The 15,812-nt window shown below is 68.2% G+C and carries 18 protein-coding genes; 7 read left to right on the top strand and 11 right to left on the bottom strand.

Going from position 1 to position 15,812, the window contains the following annotated elements; all coding sequences use genetic code 11:
- Positions 1-110 precede the first annotated feature (110 nt).
- Entirely contained in the window at positions 111-1,307 is a 1,197-nt protein-coding gene (dapE, locus tag AC1PZ7_RS02120) for a succinyl-diaminopimelate desuccinylase (RefSeq protein WP_482357872.1), read from the top strand.
- Between the two features lie 15 nt (positions 1,308-1,322).
- Here dapE and AC1PZ7_RS02115 read toward each other — a convergent pair whose 3' ends face one another.
- A complete protein-coding gene (locus tag AC1PZ7_RS02115; RefSeq protein WP_482357871.1) occupies positions 1,323-1,592 on the bottom strand; it encodes a porin in 270 nt (89 codons plus the stop codon).
- Between the two features lie 171 nt (positions 1,593-1,763).
- Between AC1PZ7_RS02115 and AC1PZ7_RS02110 the strand changes: the two genes are divergently transcribed.
- The 3 genes from AC1PZ7_RS02110 (at position 1,764) to AC1PZ7_RS02100 (ending at position 3,085) form a co-directional block, all read left to right on the top strand.
- Positions 1,764-2,207, top strand: a complete 444-nt coding sequence (locus AC1PZ7_RS02110; protein ID WP_482357870.1) for an NUDIX hydrolase — start codon at positions 1,764-1,766, stop codon at positions 2,205-2,207.
- A gap of 54 nt (positions 2,208-2,261) precedes the next feature.
- Positions 2,262-2,669 (top strand): TIGR02301 family protein, encoded by a 408-nt coding sequence (locus AC1PZ7_RS02105; protein WP_482357869.1) that lies wholly within the window; start codon positions 2,262-2,264, stop codon positions 2,667-2,669.
- A gap of 143 nt (positions 2,670-2,812) precedes the next feature.
- Positions 2,813-3,085, top strand: coding sequence for a hypothetical protein (locus tag AC1PZ7_RS02100; protein WP_482357868.1), 273 nt, complete (start codon positions 2,813-2,815; stop codon positions 3,083-3,085).
- A gap of 252 nt (positions 3,086-3,337) precedes the next feature.
- Here the strand turns inward: AC1PZ7_RS02100 and rpsU are convergent, their stop codons facing one another.
- From rpsU to AC1PZ7_RS02055, 9 genes are all read right to left on the bottom strand, one after another.
- Entirely contained in the window at positions 3,338-3,577 is a 240-nt protein-coding gene (rpsU, locus tag AC1PZ7_RS02095; protein WP_213369348.1) for a 30S ribosomal protein S21, read from the bottom strand.
- Between the two features lie 244 nt (positions 3,578-3,821).
- Positions 3,822-4,442 carry a DUF1330 domain-containing protein gene (locus tag AC1PZ7_RS02090; RefSeq protein WP_482357867.1) on the bottom strand — a complete coding sequence of 207 codons (621 nt, stop codon included), beginning with the start codon at positions 4,440-4,442 and terminating at the stop codon, positions 3,822-3,824.
- A 24-nt stretch (positions 4,443-4,466) separates the two neighbouring features.
- Positions 4,467-5,183, bottom strand: coding sequence for an orotidine-5'-phosphate decarboxylase (gene pyrF / locus AC1PZ7_RS02085; RefSeq protein ID WP_482357866.1), 717 nt, complete (start codon positions 5,181-5,183; stop codon positions 4,467-4,469).
- Between the two features lie 20 nt (positions 5,184-5,203).
- Positions 5,204-5,785: an NADPH-dependent FMN reductase gene (locus AC1PZ7_RS02080; RefSeq protein ID WP_482357865.1), complete on the bottom strand. Its 582-nt coding sequence runs from the start codon at positions 5,783-5,785 to the stop codon at positions 5,204-5,206.
- Positions 5,786-5,820: 35 nt separating this feature from the next.
- Positions 5,821-6,480, bottom strand: coding sequence for a class I SAM-dependent methyltransferase (locus tag AC1PZ7_RS02075; protein WP_482357864.1), 660 nt, complete (start codon positions 6,478-6,480; stop codon positions 5,821-5,823).
- A gap of 132 nt (positions 6,481-6,612) precedes the next feature.
- Positions 6,613-7,752 carry a molecular chaperone DnaJ gene (gene dnaJ, locus AC1PZ7_RS02070; RefSeq protein WP_482357863.1) on the bottom strand — a complete coding sequence of 380 codons (1,140 nt, stop codon included), beginning with the start codon at positions 7,750-7,752 and terminating at the stop codon, positions 6,613-6,615.
- 199 nt (positions 7,753-7,951) lie between these two features.
- Positions 7,952-9,847 carry a molecular chaperone DnaK gene (dnaK, locus tag AC1PZ7_RS02065; RefSeq protein WP_482357862.1) on the bottom strand — a complete coding sequence of 632 codons (1,896 nt, stop codon included), beginning with the start codon at positions 9,845-9,847 and terminating at the stop codon, positions 7,952-7,954.
- Positions 9,848-10,097: 250 nt separating this feature from the next.
- Positions 10,098-11,039 (bottom strand): sugar phosphate isomerase/epimerase family protein, encoded by a 942-nt coding sequence (locus AC1PZ7_RS02060; protein WP_482357861.1) that lies wholly within the window; start codon positions 11,037-11,039, stop codon positions 10,098-10,100.
- A gap of 158 nt (positions 11,040-11,197) precedes the next feature.
- The gene (locus AC1PZ7_RS02055) at positions 11,198-11,599 is read right to left on the bottom strand and encodes a VOC family protein (RefSeq protein WP_482357860.1); all 402 of its coding nucleotides are present in this window, start codon (positions 11,597-11,599) and stop codon (positions 11,198-11,200) included.
- Positions 11,600-11,811: 212 nt separating this feature from the next.
- Between AC1PZ7_RS02055 and AC1PZ7_RS02050 the strand changes: the two genes are divergently transcribed.
- Genes AC1PZ7_RS02050 through AC1PZ7_RS02040 form a run of 3 tightly spaced genes read left to right on the top strand, consistent with a single transcriptional unit; the run spans position 11,812 to position 14,532 of the window.
- Positions 11,812-12,501 (top strand): glutathione S-transferase family protein, encoded by a 690-nt coding sequence (locus AC1PZ7_RS02050; protein ID WP_482357859.1) that lies wholly within the window; start codon positions 11,812-11,814, stop codon positions 12,499-12,501.
- Positions 12,477-13,640: a tRNA epoxyqueuosine(34) reductase QueG gene (gene queG, locus AC1PZ7_RS02045; protein ID WP_482357858.1), complete on the top strand. Its 1,164-nt coding sequence runs from the start codon at positions 12,477-12,479 to the stop codon at positions 13,638-13,640. The genes AC1PZ7_RS02050 and queG overlap by 25 nt, the downstream gene beginning before the upstream one ends.
- Before the next feature lie 10 nt (positions 13,641-13,650).
- Positions 13,651-14,532, top strand: a complete 882-nt coding sequence (locus AC1PZ7_RS02040; RefSeq protein WP_482357857.1) for an NAD-dependent epimerase/dehydratase family protein — start codon at positions 13,651-13,653, stop codon at positions 14,530-14,532.
- Here the strand turns inward: AC1PZ7_RS02040 and AC1PZ7_RS02035 are convergent.
- Positions 14,481-15,386: a TetR/AcrR family transcriptional regulator gene (locus AC1PZ7_RS02035; protein WP_482357856.1), complete on the bottom strand. Its 906-nt coding sequence runs from the start codon at positions 15,384-15,386 to the stop codon at positions 14,481-14,483. The genes AC1PZ7_RS02040 and AC1PZ7_RS02035 overlap by 52 nt on opposite strands.
- Positions 15,387-15,812 lie beyond the last annotated feature (426 nt).

Below are 15,812 nucleotides of genomic sequence, written 5' to 3'. Positions count from 1 at the left end.
GCCGAGGCGCAGCGTAGTGTCGGGATCGCGTGCGGGTGGACGTGCATGTTCCTTCGCGATCGCGGATAACGGCTTCGCCGTTTCCGCGATGACGTCCTGGGGAAGTCGGTATGATGCCTCATTCCAAAGCCGATCCCGTCGAGATCCTGCGCGCGCTCATCCGCTGCCCCTCGGTGACGCCAGAGGAGGGCGGCGCGCTCACCCATCTCGAGGTGCTGCTCGATGCGGCCGGCTTCGTCACCCACAGGGTCCGGCTGACCGGCCCCGACACGCCGGACGTTGAAAACCTCTATGCCCGCTTCGGCACCAAGGGTCCGAACCTGTGCTTCGCCGGCCATACCGACGTGGTGCCGCCGGGCGATCCCTCACACTGGCGCTTTCCGCCCTTCGAGGGGGCGATCCAGGACGGGCTGATCTATGGGCGCGGCGCGGTGGACATGAAGGGCGGCGTCGCCGCTTTCATCGCTGCCGGCCTCGACTTCGCGGCCGTACATGACCACGACCCCGAGCGCGGCGACCTGCCGGGCTCGATCTCCTTCCTCATCACCGGCGACGAGGAAGGACCGGCGATCAACGGCACGGAGAAGCTGCTGCGCTGGCTCGCCGATCGTGACGAACGTCTCGACCATTGCGTGCTGGGCGAGCCTTCCTCGCGCGCGGTGCTGGGTGACATGGTGAAGATCGGCCGGCGCGGCTCGCTGTCGGGCACGCTCACCGTGCAGGGCAGGCAGGGCCATGTCGGCTATCCCCATCTCGCCGAGAACCCGATTCCCGGCATGGTGAAGCTGCTCGCCGCGCTCAAGGCCGAGCCGCTCGACGCCGGGACGGCGCATTTCCAGGCCTCGAACCTCGAAGTCGTCTCGGTCGATGTCGGCAACCCGGCCTTCAACGTCATTCCGGCGCAGGCGCGGGCGCGCTTCAACATCCGCTTCAACGATCTGTGGACCCCGGCGACGCTGTCCGCCGAGATCGAGCGCCGGCTGAAGGTGGCGGCCGGCAACGAGGTGCGCTTCGGCCTCGTCTTCGAGCCGCGTTCCTCCGACAGCTTCCTCACCGCGCCGGGCGCCTTCGTCGATCTGGTGGTCGCGTCGATCGGGACGACCACCGGCCAGCGGCCGGAGCTTTCCACCACCGGCGGCACCTCGGATGCGCGCTTCATCAAGGACCACTGCCCGGTGATCGAGTTCGGCCTCGTCGGCTCCACCATGCACGCGGTCGACGAATCCACCCCCGTCGACGAGGTGCAGGCGCTGACACGCGTCTATGCCGGCATCATCGAGCGCTATTTCGCGGTCTTTGGCCGCTGAGCGGCGCGGTCCGGCTCACTTGCTCTTCAGCGCCGGGGTGAGCGCACCGCTGCTGCCGGAGACCGAGGCGTCCGTCGAGTAGATGTCCGCCTGCACGCCGCCGCTGATCTTCACGCAGGTCGAACTGCCGGGCAGCCGGGCGAAGCCGGGGCCGTAGCTCGCGCAGACCGGATCCGGCTTGCCGCTGCCGCTCGCCGCCGTACCCGTCGACGTGCCCGTCTGGGCGAAGACGGGAAGGGACCCGAGCAGCGTCACGGCCGCGAGGGCGAGGGCGGCCCTGCTCACGTCTTTGCGAAATCCGTGCATCTGCTTCGCTTCCCCCTGTGGACGGCACCTGTCGGCGGTGCCGAAATCTCCGATCCGAATGCGGCTCCATTCAGGCGCCGTCAACGGGCGTGTCGCGCGAAACCCGCTAGGATGATGTCCGATTCGTCCGTCATGGGGAGATTTTGGGGGATGCAGACGGTGATCAGGCCGGTGCTTGCCGCGAGCACCGCCGTGTTCCGCGACGGGCGGGTGCTGCTCGCGCGCCGCGGCCAGCCGCCTTCGCTCGGCCTGTGGACCCTGCCGGGCGGACGGGTGGAGCCCGGCGAGACGCTGGCGGAGGCCGCCGCGCGCGAGGTGACGGAGGAGGTCGGCGTCGCCTGCGAGATCCTCGGTGTCGCCGGCGCGCTGGACATCATCCAGCGCGACCCGGCGGGCGATCTGACCGCGCATTTCGTCGTGGTCAGCCATGCCGCGCGCTGGCTGTCGGGCGAGCCGGCCGTCGGGCCGGAAGCCGCCGCCGTCGGCTGGTTCGATCCCGATGCTCTGCCCGACGAGACGACACCGGGGCTGGAGGGCATCGTCGCGGCGGCCTGGCTCGTGGCGCGCGCCGCCGCCGGGCCGGATTCGATGTAGGCCGGCATGCGGCGACCCTTGACGCCTGCGCGGGCTCGGCGCACCACATCGGCCATGACACGTCACGCGCCCGGCGCCCTCCTCCTCGCGGCTCTCCTCGCCGGCCTGCTGCCGGCTTCGCCCGTGCCGGCGGTGGCGCAGGCGACGCAGGGCGGCGCCCCGCCCTATGAGGGCGACCTCCTGCGTCTCTCGGAGATTCTCGGCGCGCTGCACTATCTGCGCCCGCTCTGCGGCGCGGCGGAGACCACGCGCTGGCGCGACGAGATGCAGGGGCTGGTCGATGTCGAGGCGCCCTCGGGCGATCGGCGCGGGCAGCTCATGGCCGCCTTCAACAATGGCTATGACAGCTACAGGCAGGTCTACCGCAGCTGCACATCGTCGGCGGAGCTTGCCAGCCAGCGCTATCTCGAAACCGGCGCCAAGCTCTCGCGCGACATCGCCATCCGCTATGGCAGCAACTGACTGCGCCGGAGCCCGTACGATTGTGCCGCCCTGTCGCATTTTTACCGCGGCAAATTAACCGTCCTTCAATTCTTGGGCGGACCGGCCGGCATGGCGTGCTAAGGTCGAATCGTGGCGTGTCCCTCGCACGCGGAGGATTTGGTTTGTCTCAGCTTCCCGAAACGCTCGACCTCGACGGCACCACCGATCAGGCGCACGAAGACGAGCGTCACGCGGCACTCGCCTATCTCGACGAGGCGTGGAACGAGGCGGTCTATGACGGTCTCGACGAGGATTGCCTGGCGCAGGCGGCGCTGTTTACCGCCATCCGCTCGATGGTCGCCACCTATGGCGAGGAGGCCGCCGCAGGCTTCGCCGCGCGCTTGGCCGACCGCATCCGCGCCGGCGAATACACGGTTCCCTACAACCGTCAGTGAGTCTCACCGACGTGCGATGACGTGACTGTCGCGTCCGGCCGTCCCTGCCGCGCGCCGTTCAGCCACGCCGGACAGGATAGGCGCGGTCGCCGCCTTCGCCGGACAGTTCCTTCGCGCGCAGCGCCGGCACGGTAGCCGATCGTCCATCGCCTGATCTCAAACAACAAAAGCGCGGCGACCGAAATCACCGCGCTTCGTATATGTCCAATGTCCGGGGCGCTCCGGTCGAAGCATCGCCCGGACGTGTCGCCCTCAGCGGGCGCCGGGAACGACCTTCGGCTTGGAAGGCAGCAGACCCTCGCGCTGGGCGCGCTTGCGGGCGAGCTTGCGGGCGCGACGGATGGCCTCGGCCTCCTCGCGAGCGCGCTTCTCGGACGGCTTCTCGTAGTGCCCGCGCAGCTTCATCTCGCGGAAAATGCCTTCGCGCTGCATCTTCTTCTTCAGCGCCTTGAGGGCCTGGTCGACGTTGTTGTCCCGAACGAGAACCTGCACGTGTCTTCCTCTTTCGTGCTTCGCGTATCGCGCATCGTTGAATTCTGGCGATCAGCGCGGGCGTCCCGAAAACCTACGAGACGGCGGGCAGCCGATCAGGGTGAGGGCACATAGCAGGACTCTTTTGCCTTGTCCACCGGCAGCGCGCCGTCCGTGTCGACAAAGCCGCGTGAGCTTGCGCGATTGCCCGCCATGCGGCCCCGTTGCCAGGCGCCGCATGGTCTTGCGCAAGCCGGGAGGCGCGTCAGGCGCCGTGGATCGCGATCACCTCGGCGACCGCCGCCTTGGTGCGGAAGCTGAGCGCGTGCTGGTATTCCGGTGAATTGTAGCAGGCCAGCGCCGTCTCGTAGTCCTTGAAGGCGACGATGACGTTGCGCGAGCGGGCGCTCCCGTGGACCGCCTCGTGACGGCCGCCACGGACTAGGAACCAGCCCTGATATTTCTCGATCGCGGCGGCATCGGCGGCGACGTAGGACTTGTAGGTTTCCATGTCGTGCACGTCGATGCGCATCGCCCAGTAGGCGGTGCCGGGCCCTTCTGCCGGGCCGGAGATGACACCGGACGCCGGCTGCGCGCCCTCATAGCCCTCGATGACGAGATGGTCGCCCTCGGAAGAGGCGACACGGTGGGTATAGGCCGCCTGATATTCGGGCGAGTTGTAGCAGGCGAGCGCCGTCTCGTAGTCCTTGAACTCGACCACGACATTACGCGAGCGCGCCGTGCCCTCGAGCTCCGCGAATTCGCCGCCGCGCACCAGGAAGCGCCCGCCGAAGGACGCGATGGCCGGCTCGGCGCCTTGCAGATACGGCTTGTAGCCGTCGGCATCGGTCACATCGAGGCGGCTGATCCAGTAGCCCTTGGCCATCGTTCTTGGTCCTTTTCTTGACGTTCAGGAAGTGGCGAGCGCCTGCGCGATCTCGGCCTGCACGGCGCGCGCGGCGGCGGCCGGATCGGGCGAGGCGACGATCGGCCGGCCGACCACCAGATGGTCGGCGCCGGCGCGAATGGCGGCGAAGGGCGTGGCGACGCGTTTCTGGTCGCCGGCGGCGCTGCCGTCCGGGCGCACGCCGGGAGTGACGATGGCGCCCTTCGGCCCGAGCGCGGCGCGCACGCTGGCGGCGTCGGTCGGGGCGCAGACGATGCCGTCAATGCCGATCTCGCGCGCCTGCGCGACGCGGCGGGCCACGGTGTCGGCGACGCCGGCCGCATAGCCCGCCTCGGCGAGGTCGGCCTCGTCATAGGAGGTGAGTACGGTGACGGCGAGAATGCGCAGCGCACTAGCGCCCTTGCCCTCCATCGCCGCGCGCATGGTCTGGGGATAGGCGTGCACGGTGGCGAAGCTCGCCCCGAGCGCCGCGAGGCTGGCGACGCCGCGCGCCACGGTGTTGCCGATGTCGTGCAGCTTGAAGTCGATGAACACCTTCTTGCGCTCGGCGATCAGCTCGCGGGCGAAGCCGAGGCCGCCGGCGAAGCCGAGCTCATAGCCGATCTTGTAGAAGCTCACCGTGTCGCCGAGGCGGGAGACGAGGCTTTCCGCCGCCCCGACAGACGACAGGTCGAGCGCGACGATGAGCCGGTCGCGCGGATCGGGAACGGGGGCGTGCATGACGATACGGTCTCCGCGGCTCAGGCGCGCAGACCGGCCCGCAGCGCCGCTTGCTCGATAAGGGCTGTCATCACGCCGCGCAACCTCTCGCGCGCCTTGTCGTCCTTGAAGTCGCCGCGCTCGTCGAAGGCGCCGGACGCCCCGGCCACCATCACCTGCTCGGCAAGCACGAGGCAGCCGAGGCCGAGCGCCAGCGTCTGGCGCAACATCATCGAGGCGCGATAGCCCCCGAGCCCGCCGGGCGAGGAGGAGCCGATGGCGTAGACCGGGCCCTTGAAGGCGTCGCCCTCGCCCTTTGCGCGGCTCGCCCAGTCGATGGCGTTCTTCAGCAGCGGCGGCAGGCCGGCATTGTATTCCGGCGTGGCGATGAATACGCCGTCGGCACGGGCGAGCTGGTCGCGCAGCTGCTTGGCGGCCGGCGGCACGCCCTCGGCCGCTTCCAGGTCGCCGTCATAGATCGGCATCGGGTAGTCGGCGAGCGAGAGCAGGATCGGCTCGCACTCCATCAGCGCCAGCTCCTTCGCCGCCAGCGCGGCGAGGCTGGCCGAGAACGAGCCGGTGCGGATCGATCCGGCAAAGGCGAGGATACGCGGGGCGCGCATGGGACGGCCTCCTGTCGCGGCTGCGGCGCGGTGCCTCAGCCTTCGGCGGTGCTCAGCTCGGACGCTGCCGTAGCCGTAGCCGTAGCCGTGGCCGTGGTCGCCTCGTGCGAGCGATAGACCCAGACGCGGGCGGGCGGGAGATTGGCCCAGACACGCTGGCTGACCTGCGCCTCGAATCGCTCCGGCATGAGCGGCACCGGCGAGACGACGGCATAGGTGAACTGGATGAAGGGCGCGCGCGGGCAGGAGAGCTCGAACGCCTGGTCGAGCAGGCGGTGGCGCTCCGGCGCGGGGCGGGTGAACAGCGGCAGGCTGGAGACGACGGCGACGGCTGGCTGGTCGATCTGGCCGTCGAGCGTACTGGCCATGTCGTAGGCGTCGCCGCGAATCACCGTGGCGCCGGGGAAGCGCAGGCGCAGCAGCTTGCAGAATTCCGGATTGTACTCGATCAGCACCAGCCGCTCGGGTGCGATGCCGCGGGCGATGAGGGCTGCCGTGACCGGCCCCGTACCCGGGCCGAGTTCGATCACCGGACCGGCTGCCTGCGGGTCGACATAGTTCGCCATGGTGCGGGCGAGGGCCCGGCCAGACGGCGAAACCGCTCCGGTGCGGAGCGGATTCTGTAGCCAGGACTGAAGGAAGCGGACTTCGTCGGGGCGTTCTTTCGGCGTCGGACAGGCGGAACGATGCAGCATGCGACTTGAATTCCGGTGAGCCGTTGCGGGGAGGCGCGGTCACATATGGGCGGGCGGCACGATGGCAACACTAGGCGCCTTAACGCGTCATGTTAAGGCCCCGCGATGACGCAACGATTACGTCTCAACCGTTCATTCGGCATCTCCGGCGAAGAAATCCTTCACCTTGGCGAAGAACCCGCTGGATTCGGGATGCGTGTCCTTCGAGCATTCGGTCTCGAATTCCGACAATAGTTCACGCTGACGTCGGGTCAGGTTCTGCGGCGTCTCGACGACGACCTGTACATACATGTCGCCACGGGTACGAGTGCGCAGCACCGGCATGCCCTTCCCGGCGAGGCGGAATCGCTTACCGGACTGCGTGCCTTCCGGAACCTTCACCTTGGTGGTCTCGCCGTCAATGGTCGGCACCTCGCAGGTGCCGCCGAGCGCGGCGGTGACCATGGAGATGGGCGCGCGGCAGAACAGATCGGCCCCGTCGCGCTGGAAGAAATCGTGCGGGGCGAGGGACAGGAAGATGTAGAGATCGCCAGGCGGGCCGCCGCGCACGCCGGCCTCGCCCTCATTGCCGAGCCGGATGCGGGTGCCGTCCTCGACGCCGGCGGGGATCGCCACCTGCAGCGTACGCTCCTTGGTGGTGCGCCCGGCACCGGCGCAGGCCGGGCAGGGATCCTCGATCACCTGGCCGCGCCCCTGGCAGGTCGGGCAGGTGCGCTCCAGCGTGAAGAAGCCCTGCGCCTGGCGGATGCGGCCGCTTCCCGAGCAGGTGCGGCAGGTGGTCGGCTGGGTGCCGGGCTTGGCGCCCGAGCCCGAGCAGGTCTCGCAGGTGATGGAGGTCGGCAGGCGGATGGTGGCGTCCTTGCCGGAGAACGCCTCCTCCAGCGTGATTTCCATATTATAGCGCAGGTCCGCCCCGCGCTCGCGTCCACCACGGCCACCCCCGCCACCTCCGCGCCGTCCGCCAGCCATGCCGAACAGGTCGTCGAAGATGTCGGAGAAGGTCGAGGCGAAGTCGCTACCGAAGCCCGGGCCACCACCTCCGCCGCCCTCGAAGGCGGCGTGGCCGAAGCGGTCATAGGCCGCGCGCTTCTGCGGGTCCTTCAGGACCTCATAGGCCTCGCTGATCTCCTTGAAGCGGATCTCGGCTTCGTCATTGCCGGGGTTCTTGTCCGGATGCCACTTCATCGCGAGCTTGCGATAGGAGCTTTTCAGCTCGCCATCGCTGCAGGTCTTGGTGACTTCAAGGAGTTCGTAATAGTCGCTTTTGGACATGGATCGAGTTGCCGTCGCATCTTTTGCCGCCACCGGCTGCAGGCGGGCGGGCGGTCAGAGCCGGCATGCAGGAAGCTTGCCGGAATCATCGTTCCGGTCCGTCTTCCCCCGCGCCGTGGCGCGCACGCAGTCGGAACCCGCGCTGCCGTAGAGAAATCCGCCCCCGGAACGGGTCCCGGGGGCGGCGTTAACGTGTCGATCAGGCCGACTTCTTCTTGTCGTCGTCGACCTCGGTGAACTCGGCGTCCACCACATCGTCCTTCGGCGCCTCGGGGGCTTCGCCCTCGCCCTGCTGCGCGGCATACATCGCCTCGCCGAGCTTGAGGGAGGCCTGGGCCAGCGTATTGGTCTTGGCGGTGATCGCCTCGGCGTCGTCACCTTCCACCGCGCTCTTCAGCTCGGCGAGAGCCGTCTCGATCGCGGCCTTCTCGGCCGCGCCGACCTTGTCGCCATATTCGGCGAGGGACTTCTCGGTCGAGTGGATCAGCGCCTCGGCGTGGTTCTTCGCCTCGACGGCGGCGCGCCGCTTCTTGTCTTCCTCGGCGTGCGCCTCGGCGTCCTTCACCATCTTGTCGATGTCGGTGTCGGACAGGCCGCCGGAGGCCTGGATGCGGATCTGCTGCTCCTTGCCGGTGCCCTTATCCTTGGCGGACACGTTGACGAGGCCGTTGGCGTCGATGTCGAAGGCGACCTCGACCTGGGGCACGCCGCGCGGCGCCGGCGGGATGCCGACGAGATCGAACTGGCCGAGGATCTTGTTGTCCGCCGCCATTTCGCGCTCGCCCTGGAAGACGCGGATCGTCACCGCCGTCTGTCCGTCCTCGGCGGTGGAGAAGACCTGGCTCTTCTTCGTCGGGATGGTCGTGTTGCGGTCGATCAGGCGCGTGAACACGCCGCCCAGCGTCTCGATACCGAGCGAGAGCGGGGTCACGTCGAGCAGCAGCACGTCCTTGACGTCGCCGGCGAGCACGCCCGCCTGGATCGCGGCGCCGATGGCGACCACTTCATCCGGGTTGACGCCCTTGTGCGGCTCCTTGCCGAAGAACTGCTTCACCGCCTCCTGGACCTTGGGCATGCGGGTCATGCCGCCGACGAGGACGACCTCGTCGATCTGCCCGGCCGAGAGGCCCGCATCCTTGAGCGCCTTGCGGCAGGGCTCGACGGTGCGCTGGATGAGATCTTCCACCAGCGCCTCGAACTTGGCGCGGGTGAGCTTCATGGTGAGGTGCTTCGGGCCCGAGGCGTCCGCTGTGATGAAGGGCAGGTTGATCTCGGTCTGCGTCGCCGACGACAGCTCGATCTTGGCCTTCTCGGCGGCTTCCTTCAGCCGCTGAAGGGCGAGCTTGTCGTTGCGCAGGTCGATGCCCTGCTCCTTCTTGAACTCGTCGGCGAGATAGCTGACGAGGCGCATGTCGAAGTCTTCGCCGCCCAGGAACGTGTCGCCGTTCGTGGACTTCACCTCGAATACGCCGTCGCCGATCTCGAGCACGGAAACGTCGAAGGTACCGCCGCCGAGGTCGTAGACCGCGATGGTGCCGGCCGACTTCTTGTCGAGGCCATAGGCGAGAGCGGCCGCCGTCGGCTCGTTGATGATGCGCAGCACCTCAAGGCCGGCGATGCGGCCGGCATCCTTGGTGGCCTGGCGCTGGGCGTCGTTGAAGTAGGCCGGGACGGTGATGACCGCCTTGTCGACCTTGGCGCCGAGATAGGCCTCCGCGGTTTCCTTCATCTTCTGCAGCGTGAAGGCGGAAATCTGCGAGGGCGAATACTTCTTGCCGTCCGACTCCAGCCACGCATCGCCATTGTCGCCGCGCACGATCTGGTAGGGGACGAGCTTCTTGTCCTTCTCGACCATCGGGTCGTCATAGCGGCGGCCGATCAGGCGCTTCACCGCGAAGAAGGTGCGCTCGGGATTGGTGACGGCCTGGCGCTTGGCCGGCTGGCCGACGAGGCGCTCGCCATCCTCGGTGAAGGCGACGATGGAGGGCGTGGTGCGCGCGCCTTCCGCGTTCTCAATCACCTTGGGCGTCGAGCCTTCCATGACCGCGACGCAGCTATTGGTCGTGCCGAGGTCGATGCCGATGACTTTAGACATATTGTTTCTCCTTCCGGCAGGCCGGCCGGACCTTCTTCAAGCGTCCACGAGGAGTGGTCGGGCCAAGCCCTGCCGTCCCCCCGGACCGGCCCCCAAACAATAGGGTACGGCGCTCTTCACACCGTTCGAGGCCGATATAGGGGGCGGTCGTTTCCGCCGCAAGAAGGTGCATGCGCCTAAAAGCAGCGACACGCCACGCCCGGTGTCGCAGGGAGTGGCGATTGCCGCGTCCATGCGCGGGACGGGAAGGTCAGGCGGCGGGGATCAGGCCTGCCTGGAAGCGGCCGGCGAGAGCCTGCAGGACCGGCACCTGGTCCTGCAGTTCGCGCCAGTGGCGGGGGTTCAGTTCCATGATGGCGACGGCGCCCGGCGCAGGGCGTACCGCCTGGATCACCGCGTCCCAGTCGATCCCGCCCCAGCCGATCGGCAGGTGGAGGTCGCCTTCGCCGAAGGCGATCGCTTCGGCGGGGTCATAGATCCAGATGTCGCCGGGCCGGCCCTCATTCGGCCGCCCGAAGGAATCATGCAGGTGGAAATGCGCGATGTGGGGCGCTAGCGCCGCCATCTCGGCGATCGGGTCGAGTCGCGCGTCGGTGCAGCGAATATAGGCGTGGCTGACATCCAGCGTCGCCTTCACCGCCGGGTGGTCGATGGCCGCGAGCTCGCCGGCGAGCTTGGCTGGGGTGGCGGTCTCGCGGGCGTGGATGAAGCGGAAGATGTTCTCCACGCACAGCGTCACGCCGAGCGAGGCGGCATGGTCGCCGGCGCGGGCGAGGGCGTCGCGCTGGCGCGAATAGGCGACCTCGATGTCGTCCTCGGGGTGGCGCACGAAGCCGGTATGCATGACCAGGTGCGGCGCGCCGAGTGCGGCGGCGATCTCGATATTGGCGGCCAGCACCTTCTCATGGCGGGGCAGGCGCTCGGGCAGGTCCATCAGATTGATGGCGAGGGCACCGTGCACGCTGTAGCCGAGCCGGCGACCGGCGAGCGCCTTTTTCAGATCGTTCAGGCGGGCGTCGAGGATACGTCCGTCGACCACGAGGTGCCACGCATAGACCGGCAGTTCCACCATATCGACGCCCAGCGCTTCCGCCTCGTCGAGCCCGATACCGACATCGTCGAATTCGGGGCTGCCCTCGCGGAGCGAGTAGCCGGAGGCGCGGATGGCTGGTGTCGGGATATGGAGCTGCATCGTATGGATCTTCCCTTGGGTCAGAGGGCGGGAGGACAGAAGCGCCCCCGAGGCAACCGGGACGCTGCTTACGCCAACTATATGGCATACACGTTACAGATCGACCGAATCGCCAATGGATACGGCTAGTTAGCGATGTCGTCGGGAGGTCTCGCCGGTCACATTTCCGGCGTGATCCAGCCCGAAACGGCGCCGAGCGAATCGCGCACGATGGCGATCCGCCCCACGCCGGGCACGTCGAATGGCGGTCGCATCGTCCGCCCGCCGGCCGCCTCGACGCGCTTCAGCCGCGCGTCGACGTCATCGACCGCGATATAGGCGAACCAGTGCTCGGGCACGGCGGCGAATTCCGGCCCGTCGAGAACGAAGATGCCGCCAACCCGCGTCTCGCCGATCCTGATGATGCAGTAGTCGCGGCCGCCCTCGATCGGCATCGCCTCGAAGTGCCAGCCGAGCGTCGCGGCATAGAACGCCTTGGCGGCCTCGATGTCGCGGGTGTTCAGTTCGTTCCAGACGAAGATGCCGTGAGGCAGAGCCGATTGCGGGCGAGAGGCTTCCATTGGCGCGTGCTCCTCCGGGCCTTCCTCGCCGGGACGCCCGCCGCGATGTTAACGGATTGGAAACGATAGCGCGAAAAATCACCGGCGCGACGGTGCCGGGGCCCGGCGCGCCCTGCCATCTTGACGCCGCGATGGCTTGCGATGTCGCGTGAACCCTTCTAGACCGAACTTCAGGCCCTGCCCGGCGGCGGGCCGCCAAATTTCCCCGGACAATGCAGCTTTTTCACCACCCCTTCTGCGCCCATTCGCGCCTCGTGCGTCTCGCCCTCGGCGAGATGGGAATTGAGCCCGAGCTGATCGAGGAGCGCGTCTGGGAACGACGGCCCGACTTCCTCATGCTCGATCCGGCCGGCGCCACGCCGGTGCTGGTGGAGGGGGACGGCTTCGTCGTGCCGGGTGCCGACACCATCACCGAATATCTCGACGAGACCCGCGGCGCCTCGCTGGGCAGCCGTCGGCTGATGCCGGTCGACAGCGCCGAGCGCGTCGAGGTGCGCCGGCTCGCCGACTGGTTCAACCACAAGTTCTTCGTCGAGGTCTCCGAGCCACTGGTCCGCGAGAAGGTCTACAAGCGCTACATGCCGCGCGAGCTCGGCGGCGGCCCGCCGGAGATGGCGACCATCCGTGCGGCCCGCGCCAATATCCGCTATCATTTGCAGTATATCGGCTGGCTGCTGAAGGCGCGGAATTGGCTCGCCGGCGAGCGCATGTCCTATGCCGATCTCGCCGCTGCTGCGCATATTTCCTGCGTCGACTATCTCGGCGATGTGCCGTGGGAAGAGGATGAAGGAGCGAAGATCTGGTACGCGCGCATCAAGTCGCGTCCGGCCTTCCGGCCGCTGCTCGCGCTGACCATGGCGGGCATGCCGCCGGCGCCGTGCTACGCGGATCTCGACTTCTAGGCCCCGAGGCCGCCAAGGCCCACCTGTTCGCGCTGGCCCGCGACGAGGGATTCGACGCGATGGGCATCGCGTGCGCCGATGCCATTCCGCATGCCGCCCCGCGTCTGCGCCAGTGGATCGCCGAGGGCGCGCATGGCGACATGGACTGGATGACAGAGACTGCCGAGCGCCGCGCCGCGCCCGCCAATATGTGGCCGGACGTCGTCTCCATCCTCATGCTCGGCCTCAATTACGGCCCGGACGAGGACCCCCGACTTGCGCTCGCCAACGCCACGTCCGGCGCCATCTCGGTCTATGCGCGCGGCGACGATTATCACGAGCTGATCAAGGGCAAGCTCAAGCGCATCGCCTCGCGCTTCGTGCCGCGCGTCGGCGGGCCGGACGCGGTGCGGGTCAAGGTGTTCGTCGACACCGCGCCGCTGATGGAAAAGCCCCTGGCGGAGGCCGCCGGGCTCGGCTGGCAGGGCAAGCACACCAATCTCGTCTCGCGCGACAAGGGCTCCTGGCTGCTCCTCGGCGCCATCGCCACCGATCTCGCGCTGCCGCCCGACGCGCCCGAGCGTGACCATTGCGGTTCCTGCCGCGCCTGTCTCGACGCCTGCCCGACCAATGCCTTTCCCGCGCCCTATCGTATCGACGCGCGGCGCTGCATCTCCTACCTCACCATCGAGCTCAAGGGTGCGATCCCGCACCAGCTGCGGCCGCTGATCGGCAACCGCATCTATGGCTGCGACGATTGCCTCGCCGCCTGCCCGTGGAACAAGTTCGCCGCGCTGGGCCACGAGGCGCGGCTCGCCGCCCGCGAGGAAAACCGCGCCCCGCCGCTGGCCGAGCTCGCGCGGCTCGACGATACCGCCTTCCGCGCGCGCTTCACCAAGAGCCCGGTCAAGCGCATCGGCCGGGCCCGCTTCCTGCGCAATGTGCTCGTCGCCATCGGCAACTCCGGAAAGGCTGAGCTCGTTCCGGAGGCGGAACGCCTGCTCACGGATGAGCATCCGCTGGTGCGCGGCGCGGCGGTCTGGGCGCTCTCGCGTCTTCTGACGCCCGCCGCCTTCGCCGTCCTGCACGCCGCCCATGACGGCGAGGCTGATCCCGACGTGCGCGAGGAGTGGCGGCACGGAGCTGCTTCCGCGTCATGAGGAAACGACATTGAAGACCCTGCTCTGCCTCGGCCATGGTTATTGCGCCGGGCGTTTCGTCGCCCGGCACGGCGATGCCTTCGACCGCCGCTTCGGCACGCGCCGCGACGGCGCGCCGCGTGAGGGCACGCCGCGCGAGGGACAGCGCGATGGCGTGGAGATGATCCGGTTCGACGGCGTGCCGTCGCCCGAACTCGTCGAGGTGGCCGGCCGGGCCGACGTCGTGCTGGCCTCCGCCGCGCCGGGCGAGGCGGGCGATCCCTTTCTCGGTCCGCTCGCGGACATCCTCGCCGCGTCGCGGCGGAAGGGGCCGCTGGTCTACCTCTCGACCATCGGCGTCTATGGCGATTCCGCCGGCGCCTGGATCGACGAGGAGGCCCCGCTCGCTGCCACCGTGCCGCGCGCGCGTCGGCGCATCGAGGCCGAGGCCGCCTGGCAGGCGCTGGGGCGCCGGGCCGGACGTTCCGTGGCGATTCTGCGGCTAGGCGGCATCTACGGGCCCGGCCGCAACGCGCTTCTCGATCTCGCCGACGGCTCCGCCCGCTGCATCGAGCGTCAGGGTCAGGTGTTCAACCGTATCCATGTCGACGATATCGCCGGCGCCATCGGCGCCGCTTTCGCGCAAGGTTTCGACGGGGTGGTGAATGTCGTCGACGACGAGCCCTCGCCGTCCTGCGCGCCGGTGCGCTTCGCCGCCGGGCTGCTGGGCATCCCCGCTCCCGCGCCGGAGCCGTTCGAACTTGCCGCCCGATCGATGTCGTCCATGGCACTGTCGTTCTGGGCGGATAACCGGCGTGTGCGCAATGCCCGCCTGCACGCGCTCCTCGGCGGCGGGCTGATCTACCCTACCTTTCGCGAGGGCCTCTCCGCGCTCTTGGCTGCGGGGTCGTAGCCGCCCGGCGCGAGGTCGCGCTGATCAGGCCGGTGGGCGGGAGGTGGTGCGCCGATTTTGTCGCCGCTGCGCCGCCGACGGGCGAAGGCGCTGAGGAAGGAATCGACGGTGTGGTTGACGACGCGCTCGATGCTCGCCGCGTCCGGTTGCGTCTCGTCGCCGAACAGAAGCGGCATGACCAGCATGGCGTGGCAACCGACCATGAACTGCCACGCGGCCAGCTCGACATCGCCGATGGCCAGCTCCCCGCGGGCGATCTTGACGCGCAGCCAGTCCGACAGGGCGGCAACGCCGGCTTCCTGTCCGGCCTGGAGATACGCGTTGCCGATCCCCGGCAGCTTCTCGGCGACGCCGATGACCATGCGCACGGTGCGCATGTGGCCCGGCTCGATCATGGCGCGAATGTACTGATGGCCGGTCTCGGTCAGCGACTGACGCACATCCGCGTTGGGATCCATACGGAAGCAGGCCTCGGCTGTCCGCTTGCATTCTTGCGTCACCAGTGCCGCGAACAGATCCTCCTTCGAGGTGAAATAGACATAGAGCGTCCCCTTCGAAACGCCGGCCGCGCGCGCGACCTCTCCCATGCTGGCGCCATCGAAGCCGCTATTGAGGAAGACCGTCCGGGCGCCCTGCAGGATCTGGTCCCGCTTGACGGGAGAGTGACCGGCACTCGTGACGGATGCTACCGGCTGGAGGTCCTGTGCCCGCCTCTCGGGCTGCTGATGGGCAAAATCCGGCAATGCAGCCATTGGGCAGCCCAAATGAAAGAGGAAAAACAGGAACGAACCAAAACGGTAATCTGGATCAGCTGGTCTGTGTTGGCAATGCCGGGCTATGAGTTCGAGTTCCATTCCGATCGATCATTGACCGAACCGTTCGGTATGGCTTGATTGTATCCGTCGAAACGGATATTGAACCACTTCCACCGACCGCCTGAGTTCGAAGGAACCCGCAAGCCTTTGAACTGGAACGGCAGTTGGTAGAGGGAGGAGGGTTAATCCGCCCCCCAATCCTCCTCCCTCGTCTCTCCCGCTTTCCGCCATCGCTGTCAGGACGCCCCGCATCGGTACGTGGTGGACGGCCATGGGGCTGTTGCCGGGCAGTCTGTGCTTGGCCTCGCCGCCATGCCAGAGTATTTCTGCGGCGCCGGATACCCCGGCGCTCCAGTGCGAACCCGGCCTGCCATGTTCCGACCCGTCGCGTCACGCTTCTTCCTGTCCTGCCGCCCGGCAGGGCGCGTCGCCTGCCGTCGGCGACCCTGCCTGAGGCGCCTGCGC

The sequence above is a fragment of the Ancylobacter sp. TW_SC_1 genome, assembly GCF_056836805.1.
This window is presented reverse-complemented; position numbering and strand designations above follow the sequence as displayed.